Genomic DNA, 21,057 nt, shown 5'->3' on the forward strand with positions numbered 1-21,057 from the left:
ACCGAAACTTGCCGGAGACAACCATGCACTATCCCTGGATCGCCGCTCTCGTCATCGCCTTGCTCCTCCTGCCGGGACAGGCCATGGCGGATCAAGAGCAGCCTTCCCCGGAACAGCTTCATATCATGGGCTGGGTGGAGCGCGTGGAGATACAGCCCGAAGGCATCCAGCTCAAGGCGAAGATGGATACCGGCGCCACCACGTCATCTCTCAATGCCCTCAACAAGGAAATCTTCGAACGAGATGGCAGGGAATGGATCGCCTTTGACATCATCGATCCGGAAAACGCGCAAAACACCGTGCGCATCGAGCGGGAGATCAGCCGTTACGTGCGCATCCTCAGGCACGACGGCAATCATCAGCGTCGCCCCGTGGTCCGCATCGGCCTGTGCATGGGCGAGATCTACCGCGAGGCGGAGATGAGCCTGATCGATCGCACCCAGCTCACCTACCAGGCCCTGGTGGGACGCAATCACATGAAGGGGCTGATCCTGGTGGACTCCTCCCGCACCCGCACCCAGACACCTGCCTGCGTGCCGCCGGATTTACCGATCACGGACGGCAAACCATCGGACGAGGACATGCCGGACATGGACAGCGAGCAGGACGAAGAAGACCCTGAAGACCGCTGATCACATCAAGGACCGCCCATGTTGAAGCGTTTCCACCTCCCACTGGTGATACTGGTGCTCTGCAGCGCCAGCCTGGGAATGTTTTTCCACAAGGTCTATAACCTGGGCTTCCCGTTGCTGCCGGCACAGACCGCCGACAACTGGATCGTGGAAGCACGCGTGAGCTTTGAGCCCACCGGCGGCGCCGTGACCGCGAGGGTCTTCATCCCCAACGATCCCAAGCGTTTTGCCCTGCTGGACGAGAACTTCATCTCCCGGGGCTACGGCCTCACCACGGATCTCTCCGGTGAGAACCGGGAGGCCATCTGGACCACCCGCCAGCCCAGCGGCCGCCAGACCTTGTACTACCGCACCACGGTGTCCCAAATGGAACGTGAACGCCGGGCGGAAGCCCCCTACCCCGGCCCGGTCAGCATGCCCAACCTGGAAGAACCCTATCGCTCCGCCGCCGATGCCGTGGTCCAGCGGGTGAGGGAGCGCTCCGCCGACATCACCAGCTTTGCCACGGTACTGATCCGGGACATGAACAACACCCCGGACGAGAACATGGCCCTGTTCGTCTCCCGTACCGACACCGACCGGGACAAGGTCCGGACCGCCATCCAGCTGCTGGCGGGTGCACGCATTCCCGCCCGCATGGTCCATGGCATCCCCCTCACCGACCGCGCCCGCGACCTCCAACCCCAGGTCTGGCTGGAAGTCCACAACACCCGGCAGTGGGTGGCCATCAATCCCAATACCGGTGCCGTGGGCTATCCCGCCAACTTCCTGGTCTGGTGGTATGGAGATCAGGACCCGGTCCGCCTGCAACGGGCCCGCAATCCCCATATCAGTTTTGCGGTGACACAGAACTTCCAGGATGCCGTGGACGTGGCCCAGCAACGGGCCCAGATGATGGATTCCCGACTGGTGGACTTTTCCCTGTTCGGCCTGCCGATCCAGACCCAGAACATGTATCGGGTGCTGCTGCTGGTACCCGTCGGCGCCATGCTCATCGTGCTGTTGCGCAATATCGTCGGCATACAGACCTTCGGCACCTTCATGCCCATCCTCATCGCCCTCTCCTTCCGGGAGACCGAGCTGCTGGGGGGGGTGATCCTGTTCACCCTCATCGTCTCCCTGGGACTGGCCATCCGCTTCTACCTGGAGCGGCTCAAGCTGCTCCTGGTGCCACGGCTGGCGGCGGTGGTGATCGTGGTCATCATGATCATGCTCACCCTCAGCATCCTCAGCCATAACCTGGGCATCGAGCATGGCCTGTCCATCGCCCTGTTCCCCATGGTCATCCTGGCCATGACCATTGAGCGCATGTCCCTGGTGTGGGAAGAACACGGCCCCTCGGATGCCATCCGGCAGGGCATCGGCAGCCTGGCAGTGGCGGTAGCCGGCTACCTGCTGATGATCAACCCCTACATTGATCACCTGTTCTTCGTCTTCCCCGAACTGCTGTTGATCGTGCTGGCCGTCACCCTGCTGCTGGGCCGCTACACCGGCTACCGACTCTCCGAACTGCTGCGCTTCCGGGCCCTGTCCGGCAAGGGTAACCCATGAAGTGGTTCATCAGCCCCAAGGAACTGCGGCGGCGTGGCGTCGTCGGCATGAACCAGCGCAATGCCTGGTTCATCGCCGAACTCAACCCACGCCGCAACTACCCCCTGGTGGACGACAAGCTCGTCACCAAGAAGCTGGCACTGGATGCAGGCATCGCGGTACCCGAGCTCTACGGCGTGATCGAAGCCAACCACGACATCCGCAACCTGGCCAGGATCGTGGGCAAGCATGACGACTTCGTCATCAAGCCGGCCCACGGCTCCGGCGGCAACGGCATCATGGTGATCGTCGGCCGCATGCGCGGGCATTTCCGCAAGGCCAGCGGCCAGATCGTGGATCAGGCCAGCATGGCCCACCATGTCTCCAACATCCTCAGCGGCATGCACAGCCTGGGGGGGCAGCCGGACAAGGCGATGATCGAGTATCGGGTGCACTTTCACCCCATGTTCGAGGAAGTGAGCTTCCAGGGCGTGCCCGACATCCGCACCGTGGTCTACAAGGGCTATCCGGTGATGGCCATGGTGCGCCTGCCCACCCGGGACTCGGACGGCAAGGCCAACCTGCACCAGGGCGCCGTGGGGGCCGGCATCGACATGGGTAGCGGGCGCACCGAACACGGGGTCTGGCACAACCAGATCATCGACCTGCACCCGGATACCGGCGCCCCCATCGGCGGCCTGGAAATTCCGGGCTGGGACCGTCTGCTGGAACTGGCCGCCGGCTGCTTCGAACTGACCGGACTGGGGTATCTGGGCGTGGATCTGGTACTGGACCGGGATCGCGGACCGCTGATGCTGGAACTCAACGCCCGCCCCGGCCTGGCGGTCCAACTGGCCAACGGCATCGGCCTGGGCCACCGCATTGCCATGATCGATGCCGCCATCGGCAAGGCCGGCAAGCCGGCCGCCTCGCCGGCGGAGCGGGCTACATTTGCCCAGACCCGCTTCAGCGCCGAAGCCGCCCGGCACTTCACGCCCTGAACAGGATCACGGGGTCCCGACATCCCCACCGCCCCAGGCTGGATCCAAAATTCACCCTGACTCAAGACCGGAGTCGCCCGGCAGGCTATCATGTGCCCATCCGGTAGCCTGCGTGTCATCGCGGGCGATGCGTTGACAGCGCCCGAAAGACTTGTACCTGACAGCAATGCTCAAGTATGTTATGGCCGTGTTCCCACGCAGCAAGGCTCATGCCCGCAGATACCGCGGCCACTTGAAGGTGAATCCATGCCCTCGACAAACGTGATGAACATCAAGGAACTCAAACAGGCCTGCAAGGCCTGCAGCCTGCGTGATCTGTGCCTGCCTCTGGGTGTCTCTGTGGAAGAGCTGTCCATGCTGGAAGGCATCATCAGTCGCAAGCGCCCCGTGCAGCGCCGGGATGTGATCTATCAGGCCGGAGACCCGCTGAACTGCCTCTATGCCGTGCGCACCGGTTCGGTCAAGACCTTCGTGCTGACCAACGACGGTGAGGAGCAGGTTACCGGCTTCCATCTACCCGGCGAATTGCTGGGCCTGGATGCCATCAATGACGGATTCCACCCCTGCACGGCACTGGCCCTGGAGACCGCCAGTGTCTGCGAGATCCCCTTCGATCGCCTCGAAGAACTGGCCAGCCGGACTCCAGGCCTCCAGCATCAGCTACTGCGCATCATGAGCCGGGAAATCCAGACCGATGAACACGTGGTGACCCTGCTTGGCCACCGCGCCTCCGACGCCCGGCTGGCGGCCTTCCTGCTGAACCTGTCCCGGCGCTTCGGCGCGCGGGGGTTCTCCCGCCACGAATTCAATCTCACCATGTCCCGCTGCGAGATCGGCAACTACCTGGGGCTGGCGGTGGAGACGGTGAGCCGGATGCTCAGCCGCTTCCAGGAGCAGGGACTGATCCAGGTGCAACGAAAATTCATCACCATTCTCGATGCAGACGGGCTCCGTGATATTGCCGGCGTCCATGGCCATGAGTCCCGCCACGCGGAGAAGGCCGCGGGCAGCTGACCGCCGGCTCACTCCAGGGCGGAAGCAAGCACCCGCCAGTCGATGGTGCCGAAGGCGACTTCATATTCCAGCAGCATGCGTCCCCGGATGTGGCCATCCTCGAAGGTGGCCATCACCCAGCGGTCACTGAGGACATGGATTTCCTCCGGCACGAAGTGCATGCGCCCTCCGAGCACGGCCCCGTGACCAATCAGCTCCGGCTGGCCGGCCAGATCCTCCACCAACTCCACCCGGGGATCATTCAATCCCAGGCGCTGCAAACGCCTGACCTCCCCTTGCGTCAGCCCCGCTGGCACGGGATCAAGCACCTGCCCGGCGGAGAGGGAGGCCAGCTGCATCTGTAGCGCCAGCACCTCCTGATTGGCGGCAGACACATCACGCTCCAGACCGAAGCCCCGGTAGATGTGGATCATGGCAACGATGAGCAGGAACAGCATGAAGCCGAACCAGACCAGGCGTTCGGCATGGGGCAGAAAGCGAGAGGACGGTGTCATGGGCATCTCTCCGGCAAGGGACTGTTCAGCATTGACCTATGGCGTCATCTCCCGATCGGGAAAGCGGACTTCAAGCTGACGCCGGGCACGGTCGGCCGCATCGGATTGACCCAGTGCCCGATGGGCTTCCACCATCACGGCAAGGGCATCGGCCAGGGCCTGCGTACTCCCGAAATGCTCGCGCACATACTCCGCCCGCGCCAGGGCCTGGCGGGGATTACCCTGGTCCAGCTGGGCCCGGGCCTGCAGGATCTCCGCCGCCGCCATGCCTTCGCGCAGGGCCATCAGATGGATGGCCACTTCATCCCGGTAGCGGGTATCAGGGAAACGCTGCACCAGCTCCCGGAACAGGATGAAGGACTCCCGCGCCAGCGCAATATCCCGCCTGGGCTCCGGCACGGCGCCATCCGAGTGCAACGCCTTCCAGCTGCCGTAACGGGCCATGGCGCGCAGGTAGAAACCATAATCCAGATCCGGATGGGACGGAAATGCCTGAATGAATCGAAGACTTTGCTCGAAGGCAGGATTCGGCGCATCGGACACCAGACACAGGAATGCTGTTTCCAGGCGGGCCTGAGCAGGCACCGGGTTCGACCGCTCCCACGCCTCCAGGGCATTGACCGCCGCCGGGCAGTCCCGTGCATCAAGGGCCTGATTCAAGGCAACATGGACTTTCGGGGCGGAATCCACGGGGGTCGTGGCGCACCCGGACAACCATGGCGCAAGGACAACGAGAAGGAGCAGGACCGACCCGCAGGGGGAAAACGCCAGTTTCATGGGGGGAGAAACGGTAATGGAACACACGCGTCACATTACCATGCCTCTGCAAAAAAGCCCCGACACTTTCGTGTCGGGGCTTTCTCGATACTGGTCGGAGTGAAAGGATTCGAACCTTCGACCCCCGCCTCCCGAAGACGGTGCTCTACCAGGCTGAGCTACACTCCGCAAACCGATTGTTGGGCCGATGGCCCCGGGAAGCTGCGTATTCTGCTACGAGACGCGTAAAAAGTCCAACATCTCATTCGACGCTAGAACACCCGCCCCACGGAAAAATGAGCCAGGGCCGCCATGGCATCCCGATGGGGGCTGGGGGGCAGCACCGACAGGCTCTCCACGGCCCGTCGGGCCTCGGCCTCCGCCACCTGGCGGGTGTAGTCGATGGAGCCGGTGGACTGGATGACCTTCAGCACCCGGTCCGCATGCTCCCGCCCGCCCTGCTCGATGGCCTCGCGGATCACCGCGGCGTCCTCGGCATTGCCCACCCGCATGGCGTGGATCAGCGGCAGGGTGGGCTTGCCTTCGGCCAGATCGTCCCCCATGTTCTTGCCCATCTCCTCACTGCTGCTGCTGTAATCCATCACGTCGTCGATGAGCTGGAAGGCGGTGCCCAGATGCATGCCGTAGGCCGCCAGGGAGGCTTCCGCCGGATCCGGCAACTCTGCCAGCACCGGACCCAGACGGCTGGCGGCATCGAACAGCTTGGCCGTCTTGGACTGGATCACGTGCATGTAGCGCGCTTCCGTGGTATCCGCGTCGTGGCAGTTGATGAGCTGCATCACCTCGCCCTCGGCGATGGTGCTGGTGGTATGGGAGAGGATCTGCATGGCGCGCATGTTGCCGATGGCCACCAGGCGCTCGAAGGAGCGGGAATAGAGATAATCCCCCACCAGAACGCTGGCCTCGTTGCCGAACAGGGCATTGGCCGTTTCACGACCACGCCGCAGTTCCGAGGCGTCCACCACGTCATCGTGCAGCAGCGTGGCGGTATGGATGAATTCGATCACCGCCGCCAACTCGATGTGGTGCCGCCCCTGGTAGCCGCAGGCACCGGCGGAAAGCAGCACCATCATGGGCCGCAGTCGCTTGCCGCCGCCACTGATGATGTAGTGGCCCAGCTGGTTGATGAGCACCACCGGAGAGGACAGCAGCTCCAGGATGCAGGCATCCACCGCCTTCATGTCATCGGCGATCAGGTCGCGAATCTGGTTAAGGTCCATGGGTGGCAATCGTTCGCTCGGGGAGGAAACCTCGGGCATGCTAGGAAGCGAGCTGTTCAGTGTCAAGGCGTGTCCTGGGGTTTTGGTGTTTTCAGTATTTGACCACTGCCCGCGCTCAAGGTAAACTTCCGCGTCTTTGGATTCGACCCTTTCTGGAGATCAACAAGATGTACGCGGTTATCGCTACCGGTGGCAAGCAGTACCGGGTTGCCCAAGGTGACGTGATCCGGGTCGAGAAGCTCGACGCGGAATCCGGCGCCTCAGTGGAATTCGACAACGTCCTGCTGGTCGGCAGCGGCGAAGACGTCAAGATTGGCGCGCCCTTCGTGGAAGGTGGCAAGGTGACCGCGTCCGTCAAGTCCCATGGACGTGCCGACAAGGTGGAAATCGTCAAGTTCCGCCGTCGCAAGCACTCCCGCAAGCACATGGGGCATCGCCAGCATTTCACCGAGGTGGAGATCACTTCCATCTCCGGTTGATGAAGAGGTAACTTGAAATGGCACATAAGAAGGCAGGCGGCAGCACCCGTAACGGCCGCGACTCAGAAAGCAAACGCCTTGGCGTCAAGCGCTTTGGCGGCCAGATCGTGCTCGCGGGCAATATCCTGGTCCGTCAGCGCGGCACCCAGTTCCACCCCGGGCTGAACGTGGGCTGCGGCAAGGACCACACCCTGTTCGCCAAGGCGGACGGTAAGGTGGTGTTCGAGACCAAGGGCCCCAAGAGCCGCAAGTTCGTGAGCGTGGTGCCGGCCTGATCGGCCACCCGCAGGGTCGAGCATACACCCTCGAAAAGCCCCGGTTTCCGGGGCTTTTTTCGTACCGGACCCCGACCACCGACCTGACAGACCCGGCGGACGGGACTATCATTCCGAATCATCACCCGCCTTAAACCACCCACTCTACCGGTCATCCCATGAAATTCGTCGACGAAGCCACCATCAAGGTCAAAGCCGGTGACGGCGGTAACGGCTGCGTCAGCTTTCGCCGTGAAAAATACGTGCCCTTCGGCGGCCCGGACGGCGGCGACGGCGGCGACGGCGGCTCCGTCTACCTGGTGGCCAGCCACGACCTGAACACCCTGGCGGATTTCCGCTTCCAGCGCTTTTATGAAGCCCAGCGGGGCGAGAACGGCCGCAGCCGCAACATGACCGGCCAGTCCGGCGCCGACCTGGAGGTATCCGTCCCCGTGGGCACCCTGTGCTACGACGCGGAAACCGAAGAACTCATCGGCGACATGACGGAACACGGCCAGCGCCTGCTGGTGGCCCAGGGCGGCTTTCACGGCCTGGGCAACGCCCGCTACAAAAGCTCGGTGAACCGCGCCCCGCGCCAGTCCAAGCCCGGCACTCCCGGGGAACTGCGCCAGCTGCACCTGGAGCTGAAGGTGCTGGCGGACGTGGGCCTGCTGGGCCTGCCCAACGCGGGCAAGTCCACCCTCATCTCGCAAGTCTCCGGTGCGCGCCCCAAGGTGGCCGACTATCCCTTCACCACCCTGCACCCCAACCTGGGCGTGGTGCGAGTGGGCCCCCTGCAAAGCTTTGTCATGGCCGACATCCCCGGCCTGATCGAAGGCGCCGCGGACGGGGCCGGCCTGGGCATCCAGTTCCTCAAGCACCTGTCCCGCAACCGGCTGCTGCTGCACCTGGTGGATATCGACCCGCCGAACCCCGACGACATCCCGGCAGAGGCGGTCCGCATCATCGAGCACGAGATGGAGCAATACGACCCGGACCTGCTGGAACGCCCCCGCTGGCTGGTAATCAACAAGGTGGACCTGATTTCCACCGAAGAGCGGGAGGCCCGCTGCCGGGCGCTGACGGAAGCCCTGGAATGGAGCGGCCCGGTGTTCTCCATCTCCGCGGCCACCGGCGAGGGCACCGAGACCCTGGCACAACATGTCATGAGATACCTGGAAGAACATGGCACCGACACGTCAACAACTGGGTAAGGCCCGCCGCTGGGTCGTCAAGATCGGCTCGGCCCTGATCACCGATGAAGGCCGCGGCCTGGACCTGCCGGCCCTGGAAGACTGGGCCGAACAGGTGGCCCGACTGACCCAGGCCGGCCACGAGGTCGTACTGGTGTCCTCCGGCGCCGTGGCCGAAGGGATGAGCCGCCTGGGCTGGACCGAGCGCCCCCATGCCCTGCATGAACTGCAGGCCGCCGCCGCCGTGGGCCAGATGGGTCTGGTGCAGGCCTATGAAAGTCGCTTCCAGCGCCACGGCCTGCATGCCGCCCAGGTGCTGCTCACCCACGAAGACCTGGCGGACCGGCGCCGCTACCTCAATGCCCGCAGCACCCTGCGCACCCTGCTGCGCCTGGGGGCCATTCCCGTGGTAAATGAAAACGACACCGTGGCCACGGAAGAGATCCGCTTCGGCGACAACGACACCCTGGCGGCACTGGTGTGCAACCTGGTGGAGGCCTCGCTGCTGGTGATCCTCACCGATCAGCAGGGCCTGTTCGACCGTGACCCCCGCACCCGGCCCGACGCCCAGCTGGTTTCCGAAGGACTGGCCTCCGACCCGGAACTGCTCAAACTGGTGGCCCCCACCTTCGGCCGCCTGGGTCGGGGCGGGATGGCCACCAAGCTCACCGCCGCCTCCCGCGCCGCCCGCTCCGGAACCCACACCCTGATCACCTCCGGCCGCAACCCGGCGGTACTGGAGCGGATCGCCGCCGGCGAGGAACTGGGCACCCTGCTGCGCCCGGACCGGGAACCCATGGCGGCCCGCAAGCAGTGGATTGCCGGCCAGCTCGTCTCCAGGGGTGAACTGATCCTGGATGCCGGCGCCGCCCGGGTGATCCGCGAGGCGGGCCGCAGCCTGCTGCCGGTGGGGGTGACCCATGTGAAGGGTCGCTTCTCCCGGGGAGATGTGGTGACCTGCCTGGACCCGGACGGGCGGGCGGTGGCGCGCGGCCTGGTGAACTACGCCACGGACGAGGCCCGTCGGATCATGCGCCGCAAGGCGGAAGAGATCGAGTCCATCCTGGGCTATGTGGACGAGCCGGAGCTGATCCACCGGGATAACCTGGTCCTGGTTTAGGGCAAGCCCTTCATCCCCGTCCCTCCCCCACGAGGGAGAGGGACGGGGGGATGAAAAAAGAAGGCAAGAACAAAGAAAAAGCCCGGCTGATGCCGGGCTTTTTCCGAGAGACCCATCGTGACGGCCGGTAGAAACCGGCCCGCCGGCATCACATCTGGCGGATGCGGGCGTTCAGGCGGCTCTTGTGACGAGCAGCCTTGTTGGCATGAATGATACCCTTGGTGACGGTTTTGTCGATCACCGGCACGGCGGCCTGGTAGGCGGATGCCGCACCTTCCTTGTCGCCGGCACGCACGGCCTTCAGCACCTTCTTGACGGCGGTGCGGAAGCGCGAACGCGTAGCCATGTTGCGCTGGCGATTGGTCTCGGCCTGGCGGGCACGCTTGCGAGCGGAGGCGATGTTAGCCAAGGTGAATCTCCTGAAAAATCGGGTCAGTTCCGGAAAAGGACGGAAGTTTGCATGGAATGCAAGGGGATGTCAACCGCGAGCCATGCTGGGCGGGGTTATCCCGGCAGCATAACGCAATCAAGGCCGGCATGGCTATCGTCCCGATGCCCGCAAGCCGACATGACCCGAACCTGAACCAGGGACAACAACACCCGTGGAAGGTCATCACCACCAGAGGAGCACATACATGTCATACACCCTGTCATCCCCGGCCACCCGGCGCCGGCGCGCCATCCCGGCCTGGCTGCTGCTCGGCCTGCTGGTCATTCCCCTGGCATTACCGACCTGGCAGGCCCGGGCGGCGGAGCCGGAGGCCCGCGTGGTCTATCACGCGGATTTTGCCGATCCGCGCCGCTTCAGCGCCATGCTCACCAGCATCAACAACATGGCGGTACATTATGAAAACCAACTAACCGATCACGACATCCGCATTGTCTTCGTCGCCCACGGCATCCGCTTTCTCACCGACGATCCCATGACCGACACCCCGTTTGCCGAGGACGAGGCCCTGGCCGCCCAACGGGAAAACCTGAAGGGACGGCTGGGCAGCCTGGTGGCGGTGCATGGGGTCAGACTGGAACTGTGCGACATCACCCGATCCTCGGTGAACCTGCATCGTGACGCGCTCCACGAAGGCGTCACCCTGGTGCCTTCCGGCGTGGTGCGCATCGTCGAACTGCAGAACCGCGAGGGATTTGCCTACCTCAAGATCGAATGACCGGCTGACCGGGTGTGCCCCGCGTCCCGCGGGCGCACCCGACACACCGAACCCGTGATCCTGTATCGTATCGCCCCGGTCCCAGCCACCCTCCACCCCGATGAGCCGACTCCTCAAATCCACCGCCGTGGTCAGCGGCATGACCCTGATCTCCCGCCTGTTCGGCTATCTGCGGGACATGGTGCTGGCGGTGAATTTTGGCGCCAGCGGGGCCACCGATGCCTTCTTCGTCGCCTTTCGCATCCCCAATTTTCTGCGCCGCCTGTTCGCGGAAGGGGCGTTTTCCCAGGCCTTCGTGCCGGTGTTCGCCGAATACCGGGAAAAGCGCGGGGCCAGGGAACTCAAGGATCTGCTCGATCACGTCAGTGGCGCCCTCACCCTGGTGCTGTTCCTGGTCACCCTGCTGGGCGTGCTGGCGGCACCCTTGCTGATCAGCCTGTTCGCCCCGGGGTTTCACGGCGAAGACGGACGCCATGCCCTGGCCTCGGAGATGCTGCGCATCACCTTCCCCTACCTGCTGTTCATTTCCCTCACCGCCATGGCCGGCGGCATTCTGAACAGCGTGGGTCGCTTTGCCGTGCCCGCCTTCACCCCCGTGTTCCTGAACCTCTCCCTCATCGCCGCCGCCATCTGGGGCGCCCCCCTGTTCGCGGAACCGGTGGTCGCCCTGGCCTGGGGGGTGTTCATCGCCGGCGCGGTGCAGCTGGCCTTCCAGATCCCGTTCCTGATGCGTGTGGGCCTGCTGCCCCGCCCTCGCCTGAAACGGGCCCATGACGGGGTCCGGCGTATCGGCCGGCTCATGTTGCCGGCCATCTTCGGCACTTCGGTGGTGCAGATCAACCTGCTGGTGGACACCCTGATCGCATCCTTCCTGGCGGCCGGTTCCATCACCTGGCTGTATTTCTCGGACCGGTTCGTGGAACTGCCCCTGGCCCTGTTCGGCATCGCCATCGCCACGGTGATCCTGCCCCGCCTGTCCCGGGAGCATGCCGGCGAGGACCCCATGGCCTTCAGCCGCACCCTGGACTGGGCACTGCGGCTGTCGCTGCTCATCGCCATCCCCTGTGCCCTGGGCCTGATCCTGCTGGCGGCGCCGATCCTGTCCAGCCTGATCCAGTACCAGGAATTCCTCGAGAGCGACACCCGCATGGCGGCCATGTCCCTGATGGCCTACGCCGCGGGTCTGCCGGCCTTCATCCTCATCAAGATCCTGGCCCCGGGCTATTTTTCCCGACAGGACACGAAGACACCGGTGAAGGTGGGCATCATTGCCATGGTGGCCAACATGGTGCTGAACCTCGTCATCGTGGTGCCCTGGGTCTGGATGGACTGGCCGGGTCCCCATGCCGGCCTGGCCCTGGCCACCGCTCTGTCGGCTTACCTGAACGCCGCCCTGCTCTATCGGGGCCTGCGGCGGGACCAGGTGCTGCACATCCTGCCGGGCTGGACGGGGCTGTGGTGGCGGTTGCTGCTGGCGACAGGACTGATGACGGGGCTGCTGCTGATGTTCACCCCGGAGCTGTCCCAGTGGAGTGCCTGGATCGCCCGGGAACGGGTGCTGATGCTGCTGGGCCTGATCGGCCTGGGTGCGGCCACCTATGGCGCGGCATTGCTCGCCATGGGGGTCCGACCCAGGGCCTTCCTGCTGAAATGACCCCGCAAACCTGTCAAAGCCCGGCCGCTCCTGAGTATACTCAGCACTTTTGCGACCAACTCCCATGGAACTGATTCGCGGTGCCCACAACCTGAGGCCCCGCCACCGGGGCTCGGTAGTCACCATCGGCAATTTCGACGGCGTCCACCTGGGGCACCAGGCCGTGCTCGGGCAACTGGCCGAGAAGGGGGCGGAACTGGGCCTACCCACCACGGTGGTGAGCTTTGAACCCCTGCCCCGGGAATATTTCACGGGCGGCAGCGCGCCGCCCCGGCTGCAGCGTTTTCGGGACAAGCTCCTGGCCATGCGGCGCTTCTCCGTGGACCGTCTGCTGTGCCTGCGCTTCAATGCCGCCCTGGCGCAGATGTCCCCGGAGGATTTCATCCGCATCCTGCTGGTGGAAAAACTGGGGGTGCGCTACCTGGTGGTGGGAGACGATTTCCGCTTCGGCAGGCATCGCGGCGGAGATTTCCAGACCCTGAAGGATGCCGGTGGGGTCCATGGATTCGAAGTGGCCCACATGCACACCTTTCACATCGACGGCGAACGGGTCAGCAGCACCCGCATCCGGCGGGCGCTGGAACTGGGCCGGATGGCGGAGGCGGAAAAACTGCTGGGACGCCCCTACCGCATCAACGGCCGGGTGATCCACGGCGACAAGCGAGGCAGACCCCTGGGCTTTCCCACCGCCAACCTGCGCCTGGGACCAAGCCCCATGGCGGTGCGTGGGGTCTACGCGGTCGAGGTCTTCGGCCTGCCGGGGGAACCCCTGCAGGGGGTGGCCAACGCGGGCACCCGCCCCACCCTGGGCGGGGTACAGAACCGGCTGGAGGTCCATCTGTTCGATTTCGACGGAGATCTCTACGGCCGTCACCTGCACGTGGATCTGCTGCACCGCCTGCGGGACGAACAACGCTTTCCTTCACTGGATGCCCTGCGCGCGCAGATCACCCTGGACGCGGCACGGGCCCGGCAATTCTTCGCGGCCCCCACATCACCGGCGCCACGCGGGACCGACTGAGGTAATACGACATTGGCTGACTACAAAGACACCCTGAACCTGCCGCAGACCGACTTCCCCATGCGGGGCAACCTGGCCCAGCGGGAACCCAAGATGCTGGCGGACTGGCAGCAGCAGGATCTGTACCGGCAGATCCGCCAGGTCAGCGCGGGGCGTCCCCGCTTTGTCCTGGCGGACGGCCCGCCCTACGCCAACGGCGACATCCACATCGGCCACGCGGTCAACAAGATCCTCAAGGACATCATCGTCAAGAGCCGCACCCTGGCGGGTTTCGACGCCCCATACGTCCCCGGCTGGGACTGCCACGGCCTGCCCATCGAACTGCAGGTGGAACGCAAGCTGGGCAAGGCCGCCCGCGGCACCGATGCCGCCGGCTTCCGTCAGGCCTGCCGCGCCTATGCCCATGAGCAGGTGAATCGCCAGCGGGAGGATTTCAAGCGCCTGGGCGTACTGGGCGACTGGGACAACCCCTACCTGACCATGGACTATCAGGTGGAGGCCGACATCATCCGTGCCCTGGGGACAATCATCGAGCGGGGTCACCTGCTCAAGGGCGACAAGCCGGTGCACTGGTGCGTGGACTGCGGCTCCGCCCTGGCCGAGGCGGAAGTGGAATACGAGGACAAGACCTCCCCCGCCATCGACGTGCGGTTCCGTACCCTGGACGACGAGGACGTCCTGCGGCGCCTCACCGTGCTGGACGACGCCGCCACCGGCCCTGTCTCGGTGGTGATCTGGACCACCACCCCCTGGACCCTGCCCGCCAACCAGGCGGTGGCCCTGCACCCGGAACTGGAATACGCCCTGGTGGCGGTCAACGGCGAGCGCCTGCTGCTGGCCAGAGACCTGGTGGAAACCGCCATGGGGCGCTACGGCTTCGAGGACTGGCGCATCGTCGGCCATGCCCGGGGCGCCCTGTTCGAGGGGATGCTGCTGCAGCACCCCTTCTATGACCGCCAGGTACCGGTGATCCTGGGCGAGCACGTCACCCTTGAAGCGGGGACCGGCGCCGTTCACACCGCCCCCGGCCATGGTCAGGACGACTACGTGGTGGGCAGTCGCTACAACCTGCCGGTGGACAACCCGGTGGGCGGTGACGGCCGCTTCCTGCCCGGCACCGAGCTGTTCGCCGGTCAATCCGTGAACGAGGCCAACGGCCATATCCTCCAGCTGCTGGAAGACCGGGGCATGCTGGTAAAGACGGAGAAAATCCGCCACAGCTACCCCCATTGCTGGCGCCACAAGACCCCCATCATCTTCCGCGCCACCCCCCAGTGGTTCATCAGCATGGACAAGGCGGAGCTGCGGGAAACCGCCCTGACCGCCATCGACAAGGTGCGCTGGGTGCCCGACTGGGGCCGCGCCCGCATCGAGGGCATGGTGGCCAACCGCCCCGACTGGTGCATCTCCCGTCAGCGCAACTGGGGCGTGCCCATCCCCCTGTTCGTCAACAAGGAAACCGGCGCCCTGCACCCGGATACCCCCGCCCTGATCGAGGCCGTGGCCCGGCGGGTGGAACAGGCCGGCATCGAGGCCTGGTTCAGTCTGGACCCGCGAGAGCTGCTGGGCGAGGACGCGGACCGCTTCGACAAGCTCGGCGACACCCTGGACGTGTGGTTCGACTCCGGCGTCACCCACGCCACCGTCACCGAGCGCCGGGCCGGGCTGGGACTGCCGGCGGACCTCTACCTGGAAGGCTCCGACCAGCACCGGGGCTGGTTCCAGTCCTCCCTGCTCACCGCCGTGGCCATGCGGGGCGAAGCCCCCTACAAGGCGGTGCTGACCCATGGCTTCACGGTGGACGCCCAGGGCCAGAAGATGTCCAAGTCCAAGGGCAACGTGGTGGCGCCGCAGAAGGTGATGGACACCCTGGGGGCGGACATCCTGCGCCTGTGGGTGGCGGCCACCGACTACAGCGGCGAGATGGCGGTGTCCGACGAGATCCTCAAGCGTACCGCCGACGCCTACCGGCGCATGCGCAATACCGCCCGCTTCCTGCTGGCCAACCTCAACGGCTTTGATCCGGCCCGGGATCTGCTGCCGCCGGAACAGATGCTGCCGCTGGATCGCTGGGCGGTGGACCAGGCCCTCAAGGTGCAGCGGCACGTGACCCAGGCCTACGAGCGTTACCAGTTCCACCAGATCTACCAGCGGGTCCACAATTTCTGCTCGGTGGAGATGGGCAGCTTCTACCTGGACGTGATCAAGGACCGCCAGTACACCACCCAGGCGGACAGCCGCGCCCGCCGTTCGGCCCAGACCGCCATGTACCACGTGGTGGAGGCCATGACCCGCTGGCTGGCCCCCATCCTGAGCTTCACCGCCGAGGAGATCTGGCGGCACATCCCCGGGGAGCGTCCGGCCTCGGTGCTGCTCACCACCTGGTATGAACACCTCTCCCCGCTGCCGGAGGACGGCCCCCTGAGCGCCACCGACTGGCACCGGGTGCTGGAAGTGCGCCAGCTCGTCAGCCGGGAACTGGAGAAGCTGCGGGCCGATGGCGGCATCGGCGCCTCCCTGGATGCCGAGGTGGACCTGTACTGTGACGGTCCCCTGGGGGAGATCCTGTCCCGCCTGGGCGATGAACTTCGGTTCGTGCTGATCACCTCCTATGCCCGGGTACAGGGCCGCAAACAGGCCCCGACGGATGCCGTGACCACCACCCTCCCGGAGGGAGACGACCTGGCCATCCGGGTATCCCGGTGCGAACATCCCAAGTGCCCCCGCTGCTGGCATCACCGGGCAGATGTGGGAGCCGATGCCGGGCATCCCGAACTGTGCGGACGCTGCGTGGAGAATGTCGCGGGCGCAGGGGAACGCCGGACCTTTGCCTGATCGACACATCAGCCCTCACCCCACCCCCTCTCCCGCCCGCGTGAGAGGGGCGCCAACGGAAAGCGGAAAAAAACATGATCAAATGGCTATGGCTGTCTTTTGCCGTGATCGTCCTGGACCAGATCACCAAGCGGATCGCGGAATACCAGCTGGTGCAGTTCGCACCCATGGAGATCCTGCCGTTTTTGAACTTCACCCTGGTCTACAACCAGGGGGCGGCGTTCAGCTTCCTTAGTGACGCCGGCGGCTGGCAACGCTGGTTCTTCACCGTGCTTGCCATCAGCGTCAGCGTGATCCTGGTGTGGTGGATGGCCAAACTCAAGCGGGAGGAAGTCGGCACCGCCGTGGGCCTGGCCCTGGTGGTCGGCGGCGCCATCGGCAATGTCATCGACCGGATCTGGCATGGTCATGTGATCGACTTCATCGACATGCACTATGCCGGCTACCACTGGCCCGTGTTCAACATCGCCGACAGCGCCATCACCGTGGGCGCCGTCTGGCTGATTGCCGCCAACCTGCTGCAGGGGGTCAAGCCTCCGCCCAAGGCCTCATGATCCGCCCCGGCAGCCGGGTCCGCATGCATATCCGCCTCTGCCTGGACGACGGCACCGTGGCGGACGATACCCGCGCCGACGGGGATGAACCGGTCTCCTTCACCGTGGGCACGGGCGAACTGCTGCCGGGCCTGGAGGCCGTGGTCACGGGCCTGGCCGCCGGCGACCGTCGCACGGTCACCCTGCCCCCGGAACAGGCCTACGGCTTTGCATCGCCCCGGGCGGTGCAGACCCTGCCCCACGATGATTTCCCCCGGGACCTGCCCCTCAAAGAAGGCTTGGTGCTGGGTTTCGATACCCCCACCGGGGAGCAGATCCCGGGACTGATCCGCCGGATCGGGGAAGACGGCGTGACGGTGGACTTCAATCACCCGCTGGCGGGACAGACCGTGACGGTGACGGTGGAGATCCTGGCCGTGGACCCGCCATAGCCATTTCCCCGAGGGGAATGGGGCCATTCGAAGCCCATGGGGCAATGTTGTACACTCATCCCCCCTGCCAACACACCCACCGGGTCTGACCATGCACATCCTCCTCGCCAATCCCCGCGGATTCTGCGCCGGCGTCGACCGGGCCATCGAGATCGTCGAACGGGCCCTGGATCTGTTCGGCACCCCCATCTACGTTCGTCACGAAGTGGTCCACAACCGCTACGTGGTCAATGAACTGCGGGAAAAGGGCGCCATCTTCGTCGAGGAACTGGATCAGGTCCCGGATGGGGCCACCGTCATCTTCAGCGCCCACGGCGTACCCCGCACCGTGCGCGACGAGGCCCGTCGCCGGGGCCTGCGGGTCTTCGACGCCACCTGTCCGCTGGTGACCAAGGTCCACATGCAGGTGGCCCGTCATGCCGCCCGGGGCGAGGAAGTGGTCCTCATCGGCCATGCCGGTCATCCCGAGGTGGACGGTACCCTGGGCCAGTATGACCGCAGCCAGGGCGGCGAGATCTATCTGGTGGAAAACGTCGAGGCCGCCTCCCGGCTGGACGTGAAACACCCCGAAACCCTGGCCTACGTGACCCAGACCACCCTGTCCATGGACGACACCCAGGGCATCGTGGACGCCCTGCGGGCGCGCTTTCCCCACATCCAGGGCCAGCGCCGGGACGACATCTGCTACGCCACCCAGAACCGGCAGGATGCCATCAAGGCCCTGGCCGCCGAATGCGACCTGATCCTGGTGGTGGGCTCTCCCAACAGCTCCAACTCCAACCGGCTGCGGGAGATCGCCGAAAAGCTGGGAGTGGAGGCCTATCTGATCGACGGTGCCGAAGACATCCGGCAACAGTGGCTGGAAGGCCGTCGGCGGATCGGCGTCAGTGCCGGCGCCTCCGCGCCGGAGCTGCTGGTGCAGCAGGTACTGGACCACCTGCGGCCCCTGGGCGTGGAGACCATCGTGGAACACGAGGGCCGGCCGGAAAAGGTGACTTTCTCCCTTCCCAGGGAGCTGCGTCTCAAGGAGGGCTGAAGGCAGGCCACCTGCCGATGCCCGGCCCGACACCATGAAAAAAAGCGGGCGCCGATGGCGCCCGCGATCACTACACTGCTTGCAGGGAAGGGACGGTTACTTGCGTCCGGCGGTGAATTCCGGATAGGCCTCCAGACCGCACTCGGCAATGTCCACGCCCTTCAGTTCGTCTTCCTCGCTCACACGGATGCCCATGGTGTACTTGAGAATCAGCCAGAAGATGATGCTCATGATGAAGACGAAGGTGAAGATGGACAGGATGCCCACCAGCTGAGCCACGAAGCTGGCATCCGGGTTGGACAGCAGCACCGCGAACACACCCCAGATACCCGCCGTGCCGTGGGCAGAGATGGCACCGGCCGGATCGTCGATGCGGATCTTGTCCAGCAGCACGATGGAGAACACCACCAGCACGCCACCGATGAAGCCGATGGTGGTGGCCAGCAGCGGATGGGGCATCAGCGGTTCCGCCGTGATGGCCACCAGGCCGGCCAGGGCGCCGTTCAGACCCATGGTGAGGTCGGTCTTGCCGAACAGCAGACGGGAGGTGATCAGGGCCGCCACCACGCCGCCGGCGGCGGAGAGGTTGGTGTTGGTAAAGACACGGGCCACGGCGTTGGCGGATTCCACGTCGGACACCTTCAGCTCGGAGCCGCCGTTGAAACCGAACCAGCCCAGCCAGAGGATGAAGATACCCAGGGTGGCCAGGGGCATGTTGGCACCCGGCAGGGCATTGATCTGTCCCTTGGGACCATACTTGCCCTTACGAGCACCGAGGAGCAGCACACCGGCCAGGGCCGCCACCGCACCGGTCATGTGCACGATGCCGGAACCGGCGTAATCCATGTAACCCAGTTCGTCCAGGAAGCCGCCGCCCCAGCTCCAAAAACCCTGGAAGGGATAGATGAAACCGGTAAGGATCACGGCGAAGATGAGGAACGCCCAGAGCTTCATGCGCTCGGCCACGGCACCGGAGACGATGGACATGGCGGTGGCGACGAAGACCACCTGGAAGAAGAAGTCCGACAGATTGGAGTAGTAGATCTCCCCGTCGCTCAGCAGCACCTCTTCGACAGAGTTATCCACGCTGCTCAGGATCGGCATGAAGCTCGGGATGAGGGAATTGAAGCCATCCCCGTACATGATGTTGTAGCCGATCAGCATGTACATGATACAGGCGATGGAATACAGCGCGATGTTCTTGGTAAGAATCTCCACGGTGCTCTTGGAGCGGACCAGACCCGCCTCCAGCATCGTGAACCCTGCGGCCATCCACATGACCAGTGCGCCGGATACGAGGAAATAGAACGTATCCAGGGCGTATGCGATTTCTATGACTTGGCTTTCCACGGTATGTCCCCCGCCGACATTGATCGGCTTATGGTTTTACAGTGCGTCGGAACCGGTCTCTCCGGTACGGATGCGGATGGCCTGCTCCAGCGGGAAGACGAAGATCTTGCCGTCCCCGATCTTGCCCGTGTTGGCCGACTTGCTGATGGCCTCGATGACCTGGTCCACCAGGGCATTGTCCACGGCCACTTCCAGCTTGACCTTGGGCAGGAAGTCCACCACGTACTCGGCCCCCCGATACAGTTCCGTATGACCCTTCTGACGCCCGAAGCCCTTGACCTCCGTGACGGTGATGCCCTGCACCCCGATCTCGGAGAGCGCCTCGCGCACGTCGTCCAGCTTGAACGGCTTGATGATGGCAGTGACTAGTTTCATGTCGGGTGCTCCCGGGAAACGGCCCGCGTCCGGCGGGCCGTGTCCTGATGTGATTGAGAGGTTCCTGGTTCTCAGAAGCTCATGACGAAGGAGACATTGAAACGCGGGTCGTCATCCTCATCGGTATCGTTCTGGGTGTAGGCGAAGGTGAAGTCACCCATGGAGGTGGCCTTGGTGAGATAGAGGGACCACCAGGTATAGTCTTCCCAGTCGCTCTCATCCCAGTTGACATGGCCGAGAGTGGCGCCCAGGGTGATGTCAGGGGCCGCGTCGAAGCTGTAACCGATTTCATAGGCAAGAGAACTTTCCAGGTCGCTGTCGTCGGCATTGGTGACAAAATTCACCATGCCGTACAGTCCCATGAAATCCAGAGCGCCATAGATTTCACCAAAGTTGGCATCGTCGGCGCTTTCGGCGCCCGGATAGGCGTAATAGATATAACCCACATCAAAGCCCACACCGGAAGCACCCACTTCACCGGTGACACCAAAATAGACGTCCACTTCATAGCCGCCCCGATCCTCGGAGCCATCCAGGCTGGAAGTCCAGGTGCCGATGTAGAAGCCACCCTCATGTTCAAAATCAATACCACCCTGAACAGCGGCCCGGTCATCACTTTCGCTCAAGCCACGGAACAGATAGTTGCTGGTGAAGCCGATGTTGGCGCTGATCTCGGCGGAGGCGGTGGACGTCACCACCCCACCGGCCAGCAGGGCGGCGGTCACGGCACTGGTGATGGCGGCCTTCTTGAACGTGCTGTGCATGTGTCGATCTCCTGATCAAGGGTTTTGCTGTGGTTGAAAAACTGCTTCAACGGAGCATTAGCAGGGAACATGCCAGTTTTTTTTATCAAATATTTCAATGGATTGGCCACATGAGACAGAAAACAGCCCCGGAAGGCGCGCCGTTTTGGGCAAATGC

General features: G+C 64.5%; 22 protein-coding genes and 1 tRNA gene. 15 read left to right on the forward strand and 8 right to left on the reverse strand.

Annotated features, from left to right (window positions below; genetic code table 11):
* The first annotated feature begins 23 nt into the window (after window positions 1-23).
* The 4 genes from CKO35_RS02100 (at window position 24) to fnr (ending at window position 4,177) form a co-directional block, all read left to right on the forward strand.
* Window positions 24-632 (forward strand): ATP-dependent zinc protease family protein, encoded by a 609-nt coding sequence (locus tag CKO35_RS02100; protein WP_420870729.1) that lies wholly within the window; start codon window positions 24-26, stop codon window positions 630-632.
* A 21-nt stretch (window positions 633-653) separates the two neighbouring features.
* Window positions 654-2,183: an inactive transglutaminase family protein gene (locus tag CKO35_RS02105; protein ID WP_200172209.1), complete on the forward strand. Its 1,530-nt coding sequence runs from the start codon at window positions 654-656 to the stop codon at window positions 2,181-2,183.
* Window positions 2,180-3,163, forward strand: coding sequence for an alpha-L-glutamate ligase-like protein (locus CKO35_RS02110; protein WP_200172087.1), 984 nt, complete (start codon window positions 2,180-2,182; stop codon window positions 3,161-3,163). Before CKO35_RS02105 ends, CKO35_RS02110 begins: the two co-directional genes overlap by 4 nt.
* A gap of 246 nt (window positions 3,164-3,409) precedes the next feature.
* Window positions 3,410-4,177 carry a fumarate/nitrate reduction transcriptional regulator Fnr gene (fnr, locus tag CKO35_RS02115; protein ID WP_200172089.1) on the forward strand — a complete coding sequence of 256 codons (768 nt, stop codon included), beginning with the start codon at window positions 3,410-3,412 and terminating at the stop codon, window positions 4,175-4,177.
* A gap of 8 nt (window positions 4,178-4,185) precedes the next feature.
* Here fnr and CKO35_RS02120 read toward each other — a convergent pair whose 3' ends face one another.
* The 4 genes from CKO35_RS02120 to ispB all read right to left on the reverse strand — a co-directional run bounded on the left by CKO35_RS02120 (window position 4,186) and on the right by ispB (window position 6,668).
* The gene (locus CKO35_RS02120) at window positions 4,186-4,671 is read right to left on the reverse strand and encodes a hypothetical protein (protein ID WP_200172091.1); all 486 of its coding nucleotides are present in this window, start codon (window positions 4,669-4,671) and stop codon (window positions 4,186-4,188) included.
* Window positions 4,672-4,707: 36 nt separating this feature from the next.
* Window positions 4,708-5,448 (reverse strand): outer membrane protein assembly factor BamD, encoded by a 741-nt coding sequence (gene bamD / locus CKO35_RS02125; protein WP_200172093.1) that lies wholly within the window; start codon window positions 5,446-5,448, stop codon window positions 4,708-4,710.
* Between the two features lie 91 nt (window positions 5,449-5,539).
* Window positions 5,540-5,616, reverse strand: a tRNA-Pro gene (locus CKO35_RS02130).
* 83 nt (window positions 5,617-5,699) lie between these two features.
* Complete coding sequence (ispB, locus tag CKO35_RS02135) at window positions 5,700-6,668, reverse strand: octaprenyl diphosphate synthase (protein ID WP_200172095.1); 969 nt, start codon at window positions 6,666-6,668, stop codon at window positions 5,700-5,702.
* Window positions 6,669-6,835: 167 nt separating this feature from the next.
* Here ispB and rplU point away from each other — a divergent pair, with 167 nt between their 5' ends.
* The 4 genes from rplU (at window position 6,836) to proB (ending at window position 9,714) form a co-directional block, all read left to right on the forward strand.
* On the forward strand, window positions 6,836-7,147 hold the full coding sequence (gene rplU, locus CKO35_RS02140; RefSeq protein WP_200172096.1) for a 50S ribosomal protein L21: 312 nt from the start codon (window positions 6,836-6,838) through the stop codon (window positions 7,145-7,147).
* Between the two features lie 17 nt (window positions 7,148-7,164).
* Window positions 7,165-7,422, forward strand: a complete 258-nt coding sequence (rpmA, locus tag CKO35_RS02145; protein WP_200172098.1) for a 50S ribosomal protein L27 — start codon at window positions 7,165-7,167, stop codon at window positions 7,420-7,422.
* Window positions 7,423-7,580: 158 nt separating this feature from the next.
* Window positions 7,581-8,615 (forward strand): Obg family GTPase CgtA, encoded by a 1,035-nt coding sequence (gene cgtA / locus CKO35_RS02150; RefSeq protein WP_200172100.1) that lies wholly within the window; start codon window positions 7,581-7,583, stop codon window positions 8,613-8,615.
* Window positions 8,587-9,714: a glutamate 5-kinase gene (gene proB, locus CKO35_RS02155; protein ID WP_200172102.1), complete on the forward strand. Its 1,128-nt coding sequence runs from the start codon at window positions 8,587-8,589 to the stop codon at window positions 9,712-9,714. The genes cgtA and proB overlap by 29 nt, the downstream gene beginning before the upstream one ends.
* Window positions 9,715-9,862: 148 nt before the next feature.
* Here the strand turns inward: proB and rpsT are convergent, their stop codons facing one another.
* Entirely contained in the window at window positions 9,863-10,123 is a 261-nt protein-coding gene (rpsT, locus tag CKO35_RS02160; protein WP_200172104.1) for a 30S ribosomal protein S20, read from the reverse strand.
* Window positions 10,124-10,349: 226 nt separating this feature from the next.
* Here rpsT and CKO35_RS02165 point away from each other — a divergent pair, with 226 nt between their 5' ends.
* The 7 genes from CKO35_RS02165 to ispH all read left to right on the forward strand — a co-directional run bounded on the left by CKO35_RS02165 (window position 10,350) and on the right by ispH (window position 18,411).
* Complete coding sequence (locus CKO35_RS02165) at window positions 10,350-10,880, forward strand: DsrE family protein (RefSeq protein ID WP_200172106.1); 531 nt, start codon at window positions 10,350-10,352, stop codon at window positions 10,878-10,880.
* Window positions 10,881-10,980: 100 nt separating this feature from the next.
* On the forward strand, window positions 10,981-12,534 hold the full coding sequence (gene murJ, locus CKO35_RS02170; protein WP_200172108.1) for a murein biosynthesis integral membrane protein MurJ: 1,554 nt from the start codon (window positions 10,981-10,983) through the stop codon (window positions 12,532-12,534).
* Window positions 12,535-12,598: 64 nt separating this feature from the next.
* Window positions 12,599-13,555: a bifunctional riboflavin kinase/FAD synthetase gene (gene ribF, locus CKO35_RS02175; protein WP_200172110.1), complete on the forward strand. Its 957-nt coding sequence runs from the start codon at window positions 12,599-12,601 to the stop codon at window positions 13,553-13,555.
* A 12-nt stretch (window positions 13,556-13,567) separates the two neighbouring features.
* Window positions 13,568-16,390 (forward strand): isoleucine--tRNA ligase, encoded by a 2,823-nt coding sequence (gene ileS, locus CKO35_RS02180; RefSeq protein WP_200172112.1) that lies wholly within the window; start codon window positions 13,568-13,570, stop codon window positions 16,388-16,390.
* A gap of 74 nt (window positions 16,391-16,464) precedes the next feature.
* A complete protein-coding gene (gene lspA, locus CKO35_RS02185; RefSeq protein WP_200172114.1) occupies window positions 16,465-16,944 on the forward strand; it encodes a signal peptidase II in 480 nt (159 codons plus the stop codon).
* Window positions 16,941-17,375, forward strand: a complete 435-nt coding sequence (locus CKO35_RS02190) for an FKBP-type peptidyl-prolyl cis-trans isomerase (RefSeq protein ID WP_200172116.1) — start codon at window positions 16,941-16,943, stop codon at window positions 17,373-17,375. Before lspA ends, CKO35_RS02190 begins: the two co-directional genes overlap by 4 nt.
* A gap of 91 nt (window positions 17,376-17,466) precedes the next feature.
* Complete coding sequence (ispH, locus tag CKO35_RS02195) at window positions 17,467-18,411, forward strand: 4-hydroxy-3-methylbut-2-enyl diphosphate reductase (RefSeq protein ID WP_200172118.1); 945 nt, start codon at window positions 17,467-17,469, stop codon at window positions 18,409-18,411.
* A gap of 96 nt (window positions 18,412-18,507) precedes the next feature.
* On the opposite strand, the gene CKO35_RS02200 is transcribed toward ispH, so the two are convergent.
* From CKO35_RS02200 to CKO35_RS02210, 3 genes are all read right to left on the reverse strand, one after another.
* A complete protein-coding gene (locus CKO35_RS02200; RefSeq protein ID WP_200172120.1) occupies window positions 18,508-19,761 on the reverse strand; it encodes an ammonium transporter in 1,254 nt (417 codons plus the stop codon).
* A gap of 36 nt (window positions 19,762-19,797) precedes the next feature.
* Window positions 19,798-20,136, reverse strand: a complete 339-nt coding sequence (gene glnK / locus CKO35_RS02205) for a P-II family nitrogen regulator (protein ID WP_008931418.1) — start codon at window positions 20,134-20,136, stop codon at window positions 19,798-19,800.
* 71 nt (window positions 20,137-20,207) lie between these two features.
* On the reverse strand, window positions 20,208-20,900 hold the full coding sequence (locus CKO35_RS02210) for a TorF family putative porin (RefSeq protein WP_200172122.1): 693 nt from the start codon (window positions 20,898-20,900) through the stop codon (window positions 20,208-20,210).
* Window positions 20,901-21,057 lie beyond the last annotated feature (157 nt).

The sequence above is a fragment of the Ectothiorhodospira shaposhnikovii genome (genome assembly GCF_016584105.1).
Taxonomy (GTDB): Bacteria; Pseudomonadota; Gammaproteobacteria; order Ectothiorhodospirales; family Ectothiorhodospiraceae; genus Ectothiorhodospira; species Ectothiorhodospira shaposhnikovii.